The following is a 17006-nucleotide window of genomic DNA, read 5'->3' as shown; positions in this document are numbered from 1 at the left end:
CTGGATGTAAGGGGATTACCCATAAGTATATTGTAGTAGTGATGAGTTAGGTGTGCCAATTATTTTAATAGATACAGAACAAGTGTTTGCCTTACAAAGAGATGCATGGTATAATATAAATGTAAATATAGTGTATTACCTACGAAAGAAAAATTACTTTCGCAGGAAGAAGAAATGCGTATTTTTTACAGTATCATTTTGCACAGTGTGCGAAATATCGAAAACAGAAAGCAGGGACCTTTATGCAGATTGTATCCAGCTATGGAGTAGAAATTAAAAAAAAGAATATACCGCTCCGCTCTACGCTGGATATTTTTCGGAAAGCAGTTTCCTATCTGATTCCGGTGTATGCAGAGATCTGGGAAGAACTTTCAGAAATCAAAAATCTACAAAAACGCTTTAATGAGGCGGAACATCTGGTACATGAGACAAAAAAGAATCATGCCAGATTTCCGTTTGACCGTCATTTTCCTAAGATGCCATCTTATCTGAGAAGAGCGGCGATTCAACACGCACTTGGAGCCGTGTCCTCCTATCAATCACGCCTTAGTTTGTGGGAAAAGGGAGAACTGAGGGGGAAACCGAAGCTGGTCTGTGAGAATCATGCGATGCCGGTATTCTATCGGGATGTCATGTATAGGGAAGCAGAACCGGGAGAAGATACGGCTTATTTAAAGCTATTTGATGGGCGTGAGTGGAAGTGGTTTCAGGTGAAATTACTTCATACCGATATGGAATATCTTCGAAAAAAGTGGAGCGGGAAAGAGGCATCTGCCCCAACTTTGGAAAGGAAACATCATAAATATTTCCTTCGGTTTTCATACACAGAGGAAGTAACCTTATCGAAAACAGCTGTAAAAGAGCAGGTGATATGCAGTGTTGATTTGGGAATCAATACGGATGCAGTCTGCAGCATCATGCGGGCAGATGGCACTATCCTGGGACGTAAATTTATAAATTTCTCCAGTGATAAAGACCATTTGTATCATGTACTTGGCAGAATCCGCCGTTTTCAGAGAGAACATTCCTCCAGACAGGTTCAAAGCCGATGGGGTTATGCAAAAAGGCTGAATATGGAACTGTCCCGCAAAATAGCTACGGAGATCACGAAATATGCCGTAGAATATCAGGCAGATGTAATTGTTTTTGAGTATCTGGAAATGCAGGGAAAAATATCCGGAAAAAAGAAGCAAAAACTTCATTTATGGAGAAAGCGGGATATTCAGAAGCTATGTGAACATCAGGCACATCGGAACAGGATTCGTGTGTCCAGAGTTAGTGCCCGGAACACCAGCAGGCTGGCCTGTGACGGAAGTGGAGCGATAGTAAGAAATCCGGAGAACCATAGCCTATGTATCTTCCAGACAGGAAAGCAGTATAACTGTGATTTGTCAGCAACTTATAATATCGGGGCGAGATATTTTATACGGGAACTTTTAAAACCCTTGCCGGAAACGGAAAGGTCTTCACTGGAGGCAAAAGTACCTGCAGTGAAGCGTAGAACCTCCTGCGTTTATGCAGATTTGAGAAAGCTTTATGTAGAAGTAAATAACTTAAAAGCGGCATAAATACAGGCAGATATACAGCGGACTACCTGTAATGTGGAAACCAGCCGTATCCGGCGTGGAAAAAGTGCGTATCCGCACGAATTCTAAGTTACTGGCGTATCCGCCGATATTTAGTCTTGCCGTTTAAAACGGCCGAGAAGCATGTGACTTTAGCCATGTGAGGTTCACCCAACGGCAGATCAATTTTGTTCATAAGATTATTAATCATATGGAGCAGAATGGGTATATGGAGAATGTGGCTGTTTTGCAGAAGCCTCCGTTTGATAAGCCAATTAGTTTTTTAAAGTTGTTTGATGTGAGAACGAGAACAGCGCTTATGAAAGCGATTAATGATGTCCGGGAGAATGCGGTTACAGTGGCGGGATGATGAAAAAATGACAGGAGACTGCGGAGGCAGTCAGTATAGAAGAATGAAAGAAGCGAACGACTGCGTATTGTGTTAGAAATAGACAGTCGTTTGCTTTTTGAACGTTATTTTTTCTTTTTAAAATATCGCAGTGCCACCGCATACCCATAGAGCACCGCCGGTATAACGATCGTGCAGAACAGCGATGCCAGCAGCAGATTTTCTGCCAGTGGACTGTCCATCAGGGCGAAGATGATGGAAGAGACGTAGAGGGTGATTAGGATAACAGCACCCGTCAGCGCCAAAATGCGTTTTGATTTCATATATGGTATCCTTTCTAATTTTATAACTCTATAAAAAAGAGTGATTGGAATTTGTAATCATTTTTATATTGTTTCAAAGGCAGATTGGATATTGCTGTCTTTGATGAACTGTCTTTTATTTTATTATTATAAAGGATGTAAGAATTTTTTTCTATACTTTTCATTTGCGGTGCGGTAAAATAAGAAGAGATGTGGCAACTGTTCACAGTTTTTTGCTTAATTATGAACAAGAAAGGGGAGGCACACGATGAATTGGAAGAAAAAATTTATGTGGGCAGCATCCTTTTTAGTATCCCTGTTTGTTTGTGGGACAGCGCTGGCGGCAGGTAACGATGCGTTTGCGGACACCCCGGCGCAGGGCAAGGAAGAAAATCAAGTTTACAGGTTCGGCACCGAAAATAATGCCAATGATATAACAGAGACAGAGGCATCGGCGACAGAAAGTGGCGCGGCTGGTTTTGAAAATAAAGAAATGTATCTGTATGAGGGCGAGTGGGTCGGAGACGGCGAGGACTGGCAGTACCGCCTGACGGATGGCAGCTTTTTGAAAGCGTCCTGGCTGAAATCGAATGGTCACTGGTATTATCTGGGAAAAAGCAGCTATATGCAGCGGGGACTCCGGAAAATCGGCACAAACCGTTATTATTTCGCCGAGAGCGGCGCGATGATGACTGGCTGGATTTATGAGGAAGAGACGGATCAGTGGTATCATGCAAACGAGGATGGGGCACTGACGACCGGCTGGTATCAGGCAGGAAATGCCTGGTATTGGTTTGATTCCAAATGTGTTATGTTCAGCGGCGGAAACCGGATGGTAAACGGGCATAAATATTATTTCTTTGACAATGGTCAGATGGCGGCGGATCAGTACGTGGAACTCAACTACTACGATGCAAATGGACTGCGCGACCGGACGCATGATGTGCGTTTGATGGGAAAACGGCGTCCGTCGGACAGTGAAAAAGAACAGATTACGAAAGAACTGGCAGGCGTGCCAAGAGAGTGGATCAAACGATTTGCAGAATCAGGCTGGGAGCTGATGTACTACACAGACAAGGCATACTTCTCAGCGCCGAAAACAGAGCAGGGTATCTATTTTGTCAATTATGATACAGATGTGCATTACAAGAAAATCAAATTTTCTAAACCGCAGGGACTTGCGATGGCATTCGGCGAGTTCGCTGCGTCGGAACTAAGCGACGAAGAAACCTCACGTGCCCTGACGGATTTCGAGCGATATCTGGCTGGCAGTGGACTGGTGCAGCCTCTTCCATCCTACTTTGACGATAAGCCGGAGATGCAGTTCGGCAGCTTTTTCGCCGCCTGCTGTGACGAAGATGTCCGAGCTGACATCCGAAAAAACAGTCCGGAATTATACAAATATGTCGTAAAGTTAGGATTCTGGCAGGAAGGACAAAAACCAGACGAAGCCGAAGGGGTCGAGATGAACTCTGATCCGGAATTTGCCGGAAGCGGAGCCGGACCGGCTGGGGATGAATCTTTAAAGGCTAAGAGTGGTCCGGCATCACAAAATTAAACATATTAGCGAACACGATTCGTTACTGTACACAGGTAGGCACTTTTGGAACCGAAAGTGCCGTAAGAAAACGTGGTGGCAGCAGGAATTTGCCGTATTTAAATGCAAAGCCGCGGCAAATTCCGTTACTGGGTACGTGAACAGTAACCTCTACTCCGCCAATTCCTCCCACTTCTCATACAATCCCTCTAACTTTGCATTCAGTTCTTCCTTCTCTTTATTCAGTTCCATCAAACGCGGAACATCGGAAAAGACAGTCTCATCGCAGAGAAGCGCATCGATCTCCTGATCGCGGGTTTCAAGGGTGTGGATTTCTTCCTCGACGCGTTTCAATTCATTCTGTTTCTTACGAAGCCGCGTCTGTTCTTCCTTCTGCTGTTTCCAGTCCAATTTGCCGGAGGAAGCGCTGGCTGCCGCCTGAACTGCAGCGGTCACGGCAGAAGCGGACGAAGCAGCAGAGGTACCAGTGCCATTTCCAGAAAGAGCAGTCGGATTTGCACCTGCCGCAGCGGTCGGATGGCTGGAAGTCCCTGTGTTTCCGGCTCCGGAAGATTTTGCAGAGCGGTTGGTTGCCTGTGCGGCGGAAGCCAGATAGGCTTTCTCCTGCGTCTCCTTCTTTTCCAGATAATAATCGTAGTTTCCAATATAATTAATCAGTGTTCCCATCGTCAGATCGAGAATCCGGGTCGCAGTTTTGTTGATGAAATATCGGTCATGGGAGACGTAGAGAACGGTTCCGGTGTAATGAACCAGCGCGTTTTCCAGAATCTCCTTCGAGGCGATATCCAGATGGTTGGTCGGCTCATCGAGGATCAGGAAGTTCGCCTCCGAGAGCATCAGCTTCGCCAGGGAAACACGCCCGCGTTCGCCGCCGCTCAGATCACGGATGCGCTTAAAGACATCGTCGCCGGTGAAGAGAAATGCCGCCAGCACATTTCGGATCTGCGTGTTGTTCATATCCGGGTAGGTGTCCTGCAGCTCGTCAAAGAGCGTCTTGTCCATGTGCAGAACCTGGTGTTCCTGATCGTAGTAACCGATATGCACCTTGGAACCTAACCGGATCTCGCCGTTGTCCGGGGTCAGAAGACCGTTGATCATCTTGAGGATTGTGGTCTTGCCGGTCCCATTGTTGCCGATGATGGCGATGCGCTCGCCGCGTTTTACCTCAAAGTTCAGATTCGTGAAGAGTGTCATGCCGTCGAAACTCTTGGCAAGCTCACGGACGGAGAGAACGTCATTTCCGCTGGTGACGCACGGTTCCAGCGTAATATGCATCGCGTCGTTGATTTCGGTCGGTTTTTCCAGAAGATCCATCTTGGAAAGCATTTTTTCACGGCTCTCGGCGCGCTTGATGGATTTCTCACGGTTAAAGGATTTGAGTTTGGTGATAACCTCCTCCTGATGGCGGATCTCCTGCTGTTGGTTTAGGTAAGCCTTGAGCACACCGGCGCGGATGATCGCTTTTTTCTCGCTGTAGGCGGTGTAATTGCCCTGGAAAGAGGTGGCGATGCCGCTGTCCAGCTCGACAATCTTGGTCACGACGCGGTCCAGAAAATAGCGGTCGTGGGCGACGATGATGACCGTCCCGGCGTAGTTCATCAGATAGGTTTCCAGCCACGCGATGGATTCCATGTCGAGGTGGTTGGTCGGCTCGTCCAAAAGGATGATATCCGGTTTGGAGAGCAGGAGCTTACCGAGGGAGACGCGCGTTTTCTGACCGCCTGAAAGTTCGGAAACCGGTTTGGAAAATTCTTCCTCGACAAAGCCGAGTCCCTTTAAGACACCGGTGATCTCGCTCTGCCATGCGTAGCCGTTTAAAAGTTCAAATTCATGGTTTAAGCGGCTGTAAGTGTTGAGCATCGTCTCGAGCTTTTCGCCCTCGGCGTGCTTCATCTGGAGTTCCAGCGTGCGGATCTGCTGTTCCATTTCCAGAATCGGACGTTTGACCTCCAGAAGAGAGTCATAAATGGTGGTCTGGCTGTGCAGATCCTGGTGCTGTGCCAGGTAACCGAGGGTTTTGCCCTTGGCGATGGTCACGGAGCCCTCGTCTGCTGCGAGTTCTCCGACAATTATTTTTAAAAGAGTCGATTTACCGGCTCCGTTGATGCCGACGATGGCGGCTTTTTCGTGATCTTCTACATGAAACGATACGTGTTTGAGGATTTCCTCCGTACCGAATGCTTTTGAAATATTGCTGCAAGATAAAATCATAGATTCCTCCTGTGGTTGTATCCATGTATTTCGGTTAAAAAATATACCGTCAATCTTAAATTATAATATAAATAAAGAAGCAATGCAAGAATGAGAACGGTTAATGGCTGTTTCTGGTCAGAAAATTTTGCGAAATACAATGTAAAATCCCTCATATAAAATAAAAAAATTGACAATTATTTATCATATGACTATAATAAATTTATCAGATTGTCCGAAGGTTTGCGTAAACCATATGGACAACGTTAGAGGAAAGAAAGGTGGAAGAAAGCCGTGGAACAGAAAGAGATATCTAAAGCGGTCATTTCTAGGCTACCCAGATACTATCGTTACTTGGGCGAATTGCTCGAGGAGGGAGTAGAGAGAATCTCATCGAATGATTTGAGTATCCGCATGAAGGTGACAGCGTCCCAGATTCGTCAGGATCTGAACAATTTCGGCGGATTTGGTCAGCAGGGATATGGTTATAATGTAAAGTATTTATATTCGGAGATTGCCCGGATTCTGGGAATTGACCGTCAGCATAACCTAATTATTATCGGTGCGGGAAATCTGGGTCAGGCGATCGCGAATTATACAAATTTTGAGCGGCGTGGTTTTTTAATCAAAGGCATGTTTGATGTGAATCCGCGTCTGGTCGGTCTGGTAGTCCGAGGAGTGGAGATCCGTGGTATTGAAGATTTGGAGCAGTTTATCAAGGACAATGAAGTGCAGATCGCAGCGCTGACGATTCCGAAGTCGAAAGCACCGGAGATTGCGGATCGGCTTGTCAAAGCCGGAATCAAGGCGATCTGGAATTTTGCCCATACAGATTTACAGGTTCCAGATGACGTTGTGGTGGAAAATGTCCATCTGTCGGAGAGCCTGATGCGCCTTTCTTACCGCGTATGCAGTATGCAGGATCAGAAAGCGAGAGAAGAAGCGCAGAGAAAGCAGGAAGAGGCAGCTGGTGCTGGAGAAATAAAATGATCGTCGGAATTGGTACGGATCTGGTAGAGATAGAGCGAATCAAAAAAGCCTGTGAAAAAGAGGCTTTTTTGGTGCGTGTATATACAGAAGAAGAGCGTCGGCAGGCTGGGGGAAATGCGTCCCGGCTCGCCGGCGATTTTGCGGTAAAAGAGGCAGTCTCGAAGGTGTTTGGAACAGGCTTTCGGGGCTTTGGACTGCTGGATATAGAAGTGCTCCGGGACGAGTTTGGAAAACCGTGGGTGCAGCTTCACGGGGGAGCGAAGAAACTTGCGGACAGCCTGAAAATCACCCGGATTCACGTGTCGATCACGAATACAGGCAGTCTTGCATCCGCTTACGCAGTCGGAGAGGGGGAATGGAAATGAGACGTCTGGTGACAGGAAAACAGATGAAAGAGATAGATGGATATGCAATCCGGAAAGTGGGGATACCCTCTCTGGTACTGATGGAGCGAGCGGCGCTGGCGGTTGCAGACGAGATGGAAAAACGGTATGGGAAGCTTTCAGGGCAGAGGCTTCTGGTATTTTGCGGAACGGGCAATAACGGTGCGGACGGCGCGGCGCTGGCTAGGATTCTCTTTCTGCGTGGCGCGCTTCCGACGGTGCTCACGGTCGGTGACAAGGCACACTGGACGGGGGAGATGACCTGTCAGGTGGCGATTGACCGGAATCTGGGGATCTCGGTGGAGGCGTTTGAAAATTATGTGCCGGGGCATGTGGAGATCATGGTGGATGCGATCTTTGGTGTGGGTCTTTCCAGAGAGGTCGGCGGTGAATTTGCCGAGGCGATCCGTTTTATGCGGGAGCAGGAGCCAAAGGCGGTAGTTGCGGTTGATATTCCGTCCGGCGTCAGCTCAGAGACGGGGGAGGCGCTTGGCGAGGCAGTTGAGGCGGATTTGACCGTTACTTTCGGCTATGAGAAGCTGGGAATGGTGTTCTATCCGGGACGGAAGCTGTGCGGCGAGATTGTGATTGCCGACATCGGGTTTCCGGCGTATACAAAATATGAAGGGCATACCTATTTTGCCTATGATCCGGAGGATCAGAACCAGATCCCGAAACGGCGGGCAGACGCCAACAAGGGAACGTATGGAAAAATCCTGATCGCAGCCGGTTCGGAGGGGATGTGCGGCGCAGCGTATTTGAGCGCCCTGGCTGCGTACCGGATGGGCGCGGGACTTGTGAAGATCCTGACCGTCCGGGCAAATGTGCCGATTCTGCAAAATCTCCTTCCGGAGGCGATCCTGACGCCGTATGATCCGGAACAGGCACAGACGGATCCGGCAGGTTTTAAGAGCCTGGTGGAACAGGAGTGCGGCTGGGCGAGCGCGATCGTACTGGGACCGGGACTCGGAAAGGAAGCCCATGTCGCAAGTCTGGTGCAGAACGTGCTGCTTTCCGCCTATGTGCCGATCATTGTGGATGCGGATGGATTAAATGCTGTCGCGCAGCATCCGCATTTGTCCGGGTATTTTACGGAAAATGTGATCGTTACTCCGCATCTGGGAGAGATGGCGCGTCTGACGGGACACTCGATTGAGGATTTGAAACGGGATCTGGTCGAGTCAGCGGTGCGGTATGGCGAAGAGAAAGGCGTGACCTGCGTGCTCAAGGATGCCGTGACGGTGACGGCGGGGCGCGATGGCAATGTGTATATCGGCGACAGCGGCTGCGCCGCGATGGCAAAGGGTGGTTCCGGCGATGTGCTGACAGGTGTGATTGCCGGGCTTCTGGCGCTGGGATTTTCAGAGGATGAGGCGGCGGCGCTCGGCGTGTTCCTGCACGGAAGAGCCGGGGCGGCAGCTGCCTGTAAAAAGGGAGAGCATTCCGTGCTGGCAAGAGATATCGCGGACTGTCTGCTTGAAAAGATAGATTGAAAATAAAAAGGAAGACAAAAAGATGGAAAAAGCATATACAATGGCAGAAGAACCATATACCCGGATTTATGCGCGGATTGACCTGGATGCGATTGTGAAAAATATGGAGGCGATGCGCGAAAATCTTCCGGCAAAAACGAAGATGATCGGCGTGGTTAAGACGGATGGTTACGGTCACGGGGCTGTCCCGGTGGCGAAGACGATCGCGCCGTTTGTCTGGGGCTATGCGGTGGCAACCTTGGAGGAAGGACAGAACCTGCGCCGCCACGGCATTGACAAACCGATTCTGGTGCTTGGCAGCACGCACCCGCGCCATTTTGTGGAATTGATTGAGGACGATATCCGTCCAGCGATCTTTGAGGAAGATAAGGCAGAGCTGCTCTCAAAACTTGCGGTTTCGATGGGAAAGACGGCAAAAATGCATATTGCGCTCGATACCGGCATGGGACGAATCGGATTTCACCCGGATGAAAATAGCCTGAAAGAGATAGAGCGGATTGCAAAGCTTCCGGGCATTGAGATCGAGGGAATGTTTACACATTTTGCGCGTGCTGACGAGGCGGATAAGGCATTTACCCATTTACAGTATGAGCGGTACCAGAAATTCCATGAAGGTCTGGAAGCTGCAGGCGTTCATATTCCGATGTGCCACTGTGCGAACAGCGCGGCGATCATGGAACTGCCGCGGATGGGACTGGATGCGGCGAGAGCCGGTATCACGGTATACGGTCTGTATCCGTCGGATGAGGTAGAGCGGAACAGGAAGATTTATCCGGCGATGGAGATCCGCAGCTTTATTACCTATGTTAAGGAAGTGGAGCCGGGCACGCCGATCAGCTACGGCGGAACCTTTGTGACGGACCGTCCGATGCGGATCGCGACGATTGGCGCCGGATACGGCGATGGCTATCCGAGAAATCTCTCTGGAAAGGGTTATGTCCTAATTCATGGACACCGCGCACCGATTCTGGGACGCGTCTGCATGGATCAGTGCATGATCGATGTGACCGATATCCCGGAGGCTGCTGAGGACGCGCGGGTAACGCTGGTCGGACGCGACGGGGACGACGAGATCACGATGGAAGAGCTGGCGGAATGGAGTGGCGGTTTCCACTATGAGATCCCATGCGTGCTTGGAAAACGTGTGCCGCGCGTGTACGTGAGAGGTGGAAAGATCGTCGGGAAAAAGGATTATAATGATGATCGGTATGAGGATTTTATGGAGTAAAGCCGGTGTTTGAACCATTTAGAAAAAGGATTCATAAGATAAAGTAGATAGCTTCGGCAAAGCCGGGAACCTGGACTGCCGGATGCATTTATGGGACGACCCGCGTATAGGCGGTGTAAATCTGTCCATACTAACGGTATAAACGGACTGTGGAGCTGTGAAAGTACAAAGCAGTTATTTATATCTTAAAATAGTTTGGACGGAGTGTGAATCGAGTGATTATCAGACGAGGAGATATTTATTACGCAGATTTAAGACCGGTCATCGGCTCAGAGCAGGGCGGCGTCCGCCCGGTGCTGGTCATCCAGAATGATATCGGCAACAAGCACAGCCCGACCGTGATCTGCGCGGCGATCACATCAAAGATGAACAAAGCCAAGCTGCCGACGCATGTGGAATTAAACACGCGCCGCTGTGCGATGGTGAGGGATTCGGTCATTTTACTGGAACAACTCCGCACGATCGATAAGCAGCGGCTGAAAGAGAAAATCTGTCATATCGACGGGGCGCTTTTACAGGAAGTGGACCGTGCGCTGAAGGTCAGTCTGGAACTGGATACATAAAATCAGCCGCGAACCCCTTGTCAAGCATACAGAATGGTGTTAAAATAGTTAAGATGCAGCTTTTTAGTGCCGAAATCGGCGTGATATAAAAGCTGATGAGCGAAAAGATACAACAAAGAAGATAGAAAGAGGAGTGTTATTTTATGTCAGGACATTCAAAGTTCGCCAATATTAAGCACAAAAAAGAGAGAAACGACGCAGCAAAGGGAAAAATCTTTACCGTTATCGGCCGTGAGATTGCCGTAGCTGTTAAGGAAGGTGGTTCGGATCCGGCAAACAACAGCCGTCTGCGTGATGTGATTGCAAAAGCAAAAGCGAACAATATGCCGAACGATACCATCGATCGTGGTATCAAGAAAGCAGCCGGAGATGCAAACTCTGTCAATTACGAGAATCTTACATATGAGGGATATGGTCCGAATGGCGTCGCTATCATCGTAGATACCCTGACCGACAACAAGAACCGTACCGCAGCGAATGTCCGCAGCGCATTTACCAAGGGCGGCGGAAACGTAGGTACTCCGGGCAGCGTGTCCTTCATGTTTGATAAAAAAGGTCAGATCATCATCGACAAAGAAGAGTGCGAGATGGATCCGGATGAGCTGATGATGCTTGCACTGGATGCAGGAGCTGAGGATTTCTCCGAGGAGGAGGACAGCTACGAAGTGATCACCGCACCGGAAGATTTCTCTGCAGTCCGCGAGGCGCTGGAGAAGGCTGGCGTTCCGATGATGGAAGCAGACGTTACCATGATTCCGCAGAACTGGGTAGAGCTTACCGATGAGGAATCCATCAAAAAGATGCAGAGAATCCTGGATCTTCTGGATGAGGATGATGACGTACAGGCTACTTACCATAACTGGGATGAGTAATTAATATCATATTTGATATAGATTTTAAAAAAATAAAGATACGATTCATATAAAAACTGTCGCTGGAATACAATGGCGGGCTGGACTTTTCAAAGAAGAGGGCTGGCAGCCGGATGTATTTGGCGGCAGTTTTTGTGTAATAGGAATTTCCTTGGAGACACATTCGTTTTTATTTTGCAAATTTTATGGAAGCGTTAAAGAAAAAAATACCATGTCCGGTAGCAATAAACTTGCCTGAACATGGTATTTACTCGTATTTTATCTACTAGTTGCTTGTATAATGATAGCTGTCTAACAGCTGTGCCTTCATATGCCACAGCTCGTTGGAGAGATCCACATGAATCTCATGCGGGTTTACCAGACGGCGGGACTCATCCCACAGCGTCTCCTGTTCTTTCTTGCAGTATTCGCGGATGTCCATAACCTTTGGAGACTCGTAAACGCATTCGCCGTTTTTGAAGATTGGAACGAGAAGTTCGCGCATGGTGTAGGTGCCCGGCGCGAGGTGTGTCTTTTTCCATGTCTCGATCGGATCGAAGAGCAGAAGGGAATTCTTCTCATCGAACTCTTCATCCACGAGACAGATCAGATCTGCGATAATCTTGCCAGTCTCCTTGTCATAGATTCGCTGGATGGTCTTGTTGCCCGGATTGGTAACCTTTTCTGTATTTTCCGAAAGCTTGATCTTCGGGATAAATTTGCCTGTGTGACGGTCCATGATGGCAGCCAGCTTATAAACGCCGCCGAAGGAAGGGCAGTCCTTGGAGGTAATGAGGTTTGTGCCGACACCCCAGGACGTGATGGCAGCGCCCTGAATCTTCAGGCTGTCGATCAGGTATTCATCCAGATCGTTGGAGGCGGAGATGACTGCATCCGGGAATCCGGCGTCATCCAGCATCTTGCGGGCTTTCTTGGAAATATATGCAAGGTCGCCGCTGTCGAGGCGGATGCCGTAGAAAGTCAGCGGGATACCGGCGTCGCGCATCTCCTGGAAGACGCGGATCGCGTTCGGAACACCGGAACCCAGGGTGTCATAGGTATCGGCTAACAGGATGCAGGCACTCGGATAGAGCTTTGCATAAGCGCGGAACGCAGTCAGCTCATCCGGGAAACTCATGATCCAGCTGTGTGCGTGGGTTCCCTTGACCGGAACGTCAAATAGTTTTCCGGCCAGTACATTGGAAGTGCCGATACAGCCGGCGATCATGGCAGCGCGGGCGCCATAGGTACCGGCGTCAGCACCCTGCGCGCGGCGAAGCCCAAACTCCATGATTCCGTCCCCGCGTGCGGCGAAGACGATACGGGATGTTTTGGTCGCGATCAGGCTCTGGTGGTTGATGATATTTAAGATGGCAGTCTCAACCAGCTGTGCTTCCATGATCGGCGCGATGACCTTGACGAGAGGCTCACGCGGGAAGACAACGGTGCCTTCTGGGATTGCGTAAATGTCACCCGAAAATTTGAAATTGTGAAGATATTCGAGGAAATCTTCATCAAAAATGCCGAGTCCGCGTAAGTATTCGATGTCGGCATCATCGAAGTGAAGATTTTTCACATAGTCAATGACCTGCTCTAAGCCGGCGCAGATGGAAAACGCATTTCCATCCGGGTTTGTGCGGTAGAACGCATCAAAAATGACGGTTTCGTTGGCATCTTTCTCCCGGAAATAGCCCTGCATCATCGTCAGTTCATACAGGTCGGTCAATAGGGTAAGGTTTCTTGGCTCCATAATATTCTCCTTTGTTGCGAAAGACGGCTGCGGGCACGCCCTTCTTTTTATATATAGTATACTTCATTGTTTATATTTGCAATGAATGTCTGTGTCTGTTTTTTAAAGTAAATACAGACATATTTTATATACTATACCATAAAATCAGGGGAATGGCAAAATAATGATAATTTTATAACATGTGAATCATATCCGAAACATTCCTTGACAACCATCTGGAAAAAAGATACAATGTCCATGTTAGTGATTTGATTACTAATTATGATAGGAAAAGCAATGATGGAGACAGTAGCGCCGCACGGAAAGCGGGAGCGAGGCAGGGACGGTGAGAGCCTGCTGTGAGTAAAGCGGATGCGAAGATCACTCCGGAGCTTCGGGCTGAACCATTTTTGGAAGTCTGAGCGCCGTTTCTGACAGCGCCCGGAAGGAAAATTCAGTAAGTACCGACGGTTTCCTCCGTTATAGGGAGCGCATATAAAGGTATGCAGTAATAGGTGGTTAAAAGCAAGTGGGCCCTTGTCCTGTTACAGGATGGGTCCATTTTTATTTCATATTTTTAGGAGGAATTTATCATGTACAACAAAGTTCCGGCAAACATGAATTTCGTGGAACGTGAAAAGAACATTGAGAAGTTCTGGGAAGATGAGCAGATTTTTAAGAAGAGTATCGACAGCCGTAAGCAGGGACCGACCTATACATTCTATGACGGACCGCCTACCGCAAACGGCAAGCCGCACATCGGACACGTGCTGACCCGTGTTATCAAGGATATGATTCCGAGATACCGCGCGATGAAGGGCTACATGGTTCCGAGAAAGGCTGGATGGGATACCCACGGTCTTCCGGTTGAGCTGGAAGTAGAGAAGATGCTGGGACTGGACGGCAAGGAGCAGATTGAGCAGTATGGTCTGGAGCCGTTCATCGAGCACTGTAAAGAGAGTGTCTGGAAATACAAAGGAATGTGGGAAAAATTCTCCAACACCGTTGGTTTCTGGGCAGACATGGAGCATCCGTATGTTACCTACCACAACAGCTTCATTGAGTCTGAGTGGTGGGCATTAAAAGAAATCTGGAACAAGGGACTTCTTTATAAGGGCTTCAAGATCGTACCGTACTGCCCGCGCTGCGGCACCCCGCTGTCCAGCCATGAGGTGGCACAGGGATATAAGGATGTCAAAGAGCGTTCTGCGATCGCTAAGTTCCCGGTAAAGGGCGAAGATGCATACATTCTTGCATGGACGACCACCCCGTGGACACTTCCGTCCAACGTTGCGCTCTGTGTAAACCCGGACGAGACATATGTAAAGGTAAAAATGAAAGAGGATGGCACGGTTTATTATATGGCGCAGGCGCTGTGTGATACTGTTCTGGGCGAGGGTACTTACGATGTTCTGGAAACCTTTGTCGGAAAAGATCTGGAATACAAAGAGTATGAGCCGTTATTTGACTATGCCGTAGCAACCTGTGAAAAACAGCATAAGAAAGCATTCTACGTTGTCTGCGATAATTATGTAACCCTGACCGATGGTACAGGTGTCGTACACATCGCACCGGCATTTGGTGAGGACGACTCCAAGGTCGGCAGAAAATATGATCTTCCGTTTGTACAGTTAGTAGACGGAAAGGGCGAGATGACGAAGGAGACTCCGTGGGCCGGTATGTTCTGCAAGAAAGCCGATCCGGAGGTTCTGAAAGCATTAAGAGAAAGCGGACTTTTGTTCTCCGCACCGGTATTTGAGCATAGCTACCCGCACTGCTGGCGCTGCGATACACCGCTTATCTACTATGCACGTGAATCCTGGTTCATCAAGATGACCGCAGTTAAGGATGACCTGATCCGCAACAACAATACGATCAACTGGATTCCGGAGAGCATTGGTAAAGGGCGTTTTGGCGACTGGCTGGAGAATGTCCAGGACTGGGGCGTGAGCCGTAACCGTTACTGGGGTACTCCATTAAATATCTGGGAGTGCGAGTGCGGCTGCCAGCACGCGATCGGAAGCCAGGCAGAATTAAAATCCATGAGTCCGAACTACACGGACGTTGTGAAAAAATATGCAAAAGAGATGGATCAGGAGGCAAATGGAGAGGTTGAGCTTCACCGCCCATTCATCGATGATGTGACGATCACCTGCCCGAAGTGCGGCAAACAGATGCACCGTGTACCGGAGGTTATCGACTGCTGGTTTGATTCCGGTTCCATGCCATTTGCACAGCATCATTATCCATTTGAAAATAAAGAACTGTTTGAGCAGCAGTTCCCGGCAGATTTCATCTCCGAGGCGGTTGATCAGACGCGTGGATGGTTCTACTCCCTGTTAGCTATCTCGACCCTGATCTTTAACAAGGCGCCGTACAAGAATGTTATCGTTCTGGGGCATGTCCAGGATGAGAACGGACAGAAGATGAGTAAGTCCAAGGGCAACGCGGTTGACCCGTTCGATGCACTGCAGACTTACGGCGCTGACGCGATCCGCTGGTATTTCTACATTAACAGTGCACCGTGGCTGCCGAACCGTTTCCACGGAAAAGCCGTTATCGAGGGACAGAGACGTTTCATGGGTACTCTCTGGAATACCTATGCATTCTTTGTACTCTATGCGAATATTGATAATTTTGACGCAACCAAATATACGCTGGAATACGATAAACTTCCGGTTATGGACAAATGGCTGCTGTCTAAGTTAAACAGCCTCATCAAAGAGGTGGACGACGATCTGGGCAACTACCGCATTCCGGAGGCTGCAAGAGCGCTCCAGGATTTCGTCGATGATATGAGTAACTGGTATGTCAGAAGAAGCCGTGAGCGTTTCTGGGCGAAGGGCATGGAGCAGGATAAGATCAATGCGTACATGACACTCTACACCGCACTGGTAACTGTAGCGAAGGTAGCGGCTCCGATGATTCCGTTCATGACCGAAGACATTTACCAGAATCTGGTTCGCAGTCTGGATAAAGAGGCACCGGAGAGCATCCATCTGTGCGACTTCCCGGTTGCAAATGAGGCGCACATCGACAAGGATCTGGAAGCGAAAATGGAAGAAGTCCTGAAGGTTGTCGTTCTGGGTCGTGCAGCAAGAAATACTGCTAACATCAAGAACCGTCAGCCGATCGGACGTATGTTCGTGAAGGCAGAGACCGCTCTGCCGGCGTTCTATCAGGAAATCATCCAGGATGAGCTGAATGTGAAGAAGGTAGAGTTCACGGATGATGTCCGCGCATTTACCTCCTACAGCTTCAAGCCGCAGCTTCGTACCGTTGGACGCAAGTATGGCAAGTATGTAAACGAGATCAAAGAGATTCTTGCAGGTCTGGACGGAAATCAGGCGATGGATACCTTAAATGAAACCGACCTTTTAAGCTTTGAGACGCAGGACGGTACAAAGGTAGAGCTGGCAAAAGAAGATCTTCTGATTGACATGGCACAGGTACCGGGCTTTGTATCTGAGGGTGACAATTTCGTTACCGTTGTTCTGGATACTAATCTGACACCGGAACTCATCGAAGAGGGCTTTGTCCGTGAGATCATCAGTAAGATTCAGACGATGCGTAAGGAAGCCGGTTTTGAGGTAATGAACCATATCAACGTCTTCCAGGACGGAAATGATAAACTTGCAGAAATTTTAAAGAACCATACAGAGGAAATCAAGAAAGAGGTTCTGGCTGATAATATCCTGATTGGCACCATGGGCGGACACACAAAAGAGTGGGATATCAATGGCGAAAAAGGTATGTTTGGTGTTGAGAAAACGACTGACTGATGTGCCTGGCGGGAAACCGTGAT

Annotated in this window: 13 protein-coding genes; 10 read left to right on the top strand and 3 right to left on the bottom strand. The window is 48.8% G+C overall.

The window, feature by feature from the left end; translation table 11 throughout:
- Positions 1-242: 242 nt before the first annotated feature.
- A complete protein-coding gene (locus DWX68_RS07160) occupies positions 243-1568 on the top strand; it encodes an IS200/IS605 family accessory protein TnpB-related protein (RefSeq protein ID WP_118628903.1) in 1326 nt (441 codons plus the stop codon).
- Between the two features lie 157 nt (positions 1569-1725).
- A complete protein-coding gene (locus tag DWX68_RS07155) occupies positions 1726-1935 on the top strand; it encodes a type I restriction-modification enzyme R subunit C-terminal domain-containing protein (protein WP_267895288.1) in 210 nt (69 codons plus the stop codon).
- A 104-nt stretch (positions 1936-2039) separates the two neighbouring features.
- On the opposite strand, the gene DWX68_RS07150 is transcribed toward DWX68_RS07155, so the two are convergent.
- Entirely contained in the window at positions 2040-2237 is a 198-nt protein-coding gene (locus DWX68_RS07150) for a hypothetical protein (RefSeq protein WP_106999694.1), read from the bottom strand.
- A 247-nt stretch (positions 2238-2484) separates the two neighbouring features.
- On the opposite strand from DWX68_RS07150, the gene DWX68_RS07145 reads away from it, so the two are divergent.
- On the top strand, positions 2485-3774 hold the full coding sequence (locus tag DWX68_RS07145; protein ID WP_118628902.1) for an N-acetylmuramoyl-L-alanine amidase family protein: 1290 nt from the start codon (positions 2485-2487) through the stop codon (positions 3772-3774).
- 150 nt (positions 3775-3924) lie between these two features.
- On the opposite strand, the gene DWX68_RS07140 is transcribed toward DWX68_RS07145, so the two are convergent.
- Complete coding sequence (locus DWX68_RS07140) at positions 3925-5985, bottom strand: ABC-F family ATP-binding cassette domain-containing protein (protein WP_118293754.1); 2061 nt, start codon at positions 5983-5985, stop codon at positions 3925-3927.
- Positions 5986-6258: 273 nt separating this feature from the next.
- On the opposite strand from DWX68_RS07140, the gene DWX68_RS07135 reads away from it, so the two are divergent.
- The 6 genes from DWX68_RS07135 to DWX68_RS07110 all read left to right on the top strand — a co-directional run bounded on the left by DWX68_RS07135 (position 6259) and on the right by DWX68_RS07110 (position 11493).
- On the top strand, positions 6259-6954 hold the full coding sequence (locus DWX68_RS07135; protein ID WP_106999697.1) for a redox-sensing transcriptional repressor Rex: 696 nt from the start codon (positions 6259-6261) through the stop codon (positions 6952-6954).
- Positions 6951-7319 carry a holo-ACP synthase gene (acpS, locus tag DWX68_RS07130; protein WP_106999698.1) on the top strand — a complete coding sequence of 123 codons (369 nt, stop codon included), beginning with the start codon at positions 6951-6953 and terminating at the stop codon, positions 7317-7319. The genes DWX68_RS07135 and acpS overlap by 4 nt, the downstream gene beginning before the upstream one ends.
- Positions 7310-8830 (top strand): NAD(P)H-hydrate dehydratase, encoded by a 1521-nt coding sequence (locus DWX68_RS07125; RefSeq protein WP_347475167.1) that lies wholly within the window; start codon positions 7310-7312, stop codon positions 8828-8830. The genes acpS and DWX68_RS07125 overlap by 10 nt, the downstream gene beginning before the upstream one ends.
- 22 nt (positions 8831-8852) lie before the next feature.
- Entirely contained in the window at positions 8853-10058 is a 1206-nt protein-coding gene (gene alr, locus DWX68_RS07120; protein ID WP_243027602.1) for an alanine racemase, read from the top strand.
- 215 nt (positions 10059-10273) lie between these two features.
- Entirely contained in the window at positions 10274-10621 is a 348-nt protein-coding gene (locus tag DWX68_RS07115) for a type II toxin-antitoxin system PemK/MazF family toxin (protein ID WP_106999700.1), read from the top strand.
- A 143-nt stretch (positions 10622-10764) separates the two neighbouring features.
- Positions 10765-11493, top strand: a complete 729-nt coding sequence (locus DWX68_RS07110) for a YebC/PmpR family DNA-binding transcriptional regulator (protein ID WP_022360132.1) — start codon at positions 10765-10767, stop codon at positions 11491-11493.
- 265 nt (positions 11494-11758) lie between these two features.
- Here DWX68_RS07110 and DWX68_RS07105 read toward each other — a convergent pair whose 3' ends face one another.
- Positions 11759-13222 carry a nicotinate phosphoribosyltransferase gene (locus DWX68_RS07105; RefSeq protein ID WP_106999701.1) on the bottom strand — a complete coding sequence of 488 codons (1464 nt, stop codon included), beginning with the start codon at positions 13220-13222 and terminating at the stop codon, positions 11759-11761.
- A gap of 572 nt (positions 13223-13794) precedes the next feature.
- Here DWX68_RS07105 and ileS point away from each other — a divergent pair.
- A complete protein-coding gene (gene ileS / locus DWX68_RS07100) occupies positions 13795-16983 on the top strand; it encodes an isoleucine--tRNA ligase (protein WP_118628900.1) in 3189 nt (1062 codons plus the stop codon).
- Positions 16984-17006: the final 23 nt, after the last annotated feature.

It is taken from the genome of Clostridium sp. AF20-7 (assembly GCF_003479275.1).
GTDB classification, from domain to species: domain Bacteria; phylum Bacillota; class Clostridia; order Lachnospirales; family Lachnospiraceae; genus Otoolea; species Otoolea fessa.
The sequence above is the reverse complement of the archived record's forward strand: the minus strand, read 5'-3'. Positions and strand labels throughout refer to the sequence as shown.

Excerpts from the sequence above, each read along its gene's own strand:
- alr (WP_243027602.1), top strand. The coding sequence starts at position 8,853 with ATGGAAAAAGCATATACAATGGCAGAAGAACCATATACCCGGATTTAT.
- DWX68_RS07110 (WP_022360132.1), top strand. The coding sequence starts at position 10,765 with ATGTCAGGACATTCAAAGTTCGCCAATATTAAGCACAAAAAAGAGAGA.
- DWX68_RS07145 (WP_118628902.1), top strand. The coding sequence starts at position 2,485 with ATGAATTGGAAGAAAAAATTTATGTGGGCAGCATCCTTTTTAGTATCC.
- DWX68_RS07105 (WP_106999701.1), bottom strand. The coding sequence starts at position 13,222 with ATGGAGCCAAGAAACCTTACCCTATTGACCGACCTGTATGAACTGACG.
- DWX68_RS07150 (WP_106999694.1), bottom strand. The coding sequence starts at position 2,237 with ATGAAATCAAAACGCATTTTGGCGCTGACGGGTGCTGTTATCCTAATC.
- DWX68_RS07125 (WP_347475167.1), top strand. The coding sequence starts at position 7,310 with ATGGAAATGAGACGTCTGGTGACAGGAAAACAGATGAAAGAGATAGAT.
- DWX68_RS07140 (WP_118293754.1), bottom strand. The coding sequence starts at position 5,985 with ATGATTTTATCTTGCAGCAATATTTCAAAAGCATTCGGTACGGAGGAA.
- acpS (WP_106999698.1), top strand. The coding sequence starts at position 6,951 with ATGATCGTCGGAATTGGTACGGATCTGGTAGAGATAGAGCGAATCAAA.
- ileS (WP_118628900.1), top strand. The coding sequence starts at position 13,795 with ATGTACAACAAAGTTCCGGCAAACATGAATTTCGTGGAACGTGAAAAG.
- DWX68_RS07160 (WP_118628903.1), top strand. The coding sequence starts at position 243 with ATGCAGATTGTATCCAGCTATGGAGTAGAAATTAAAAAAAAGAATATA.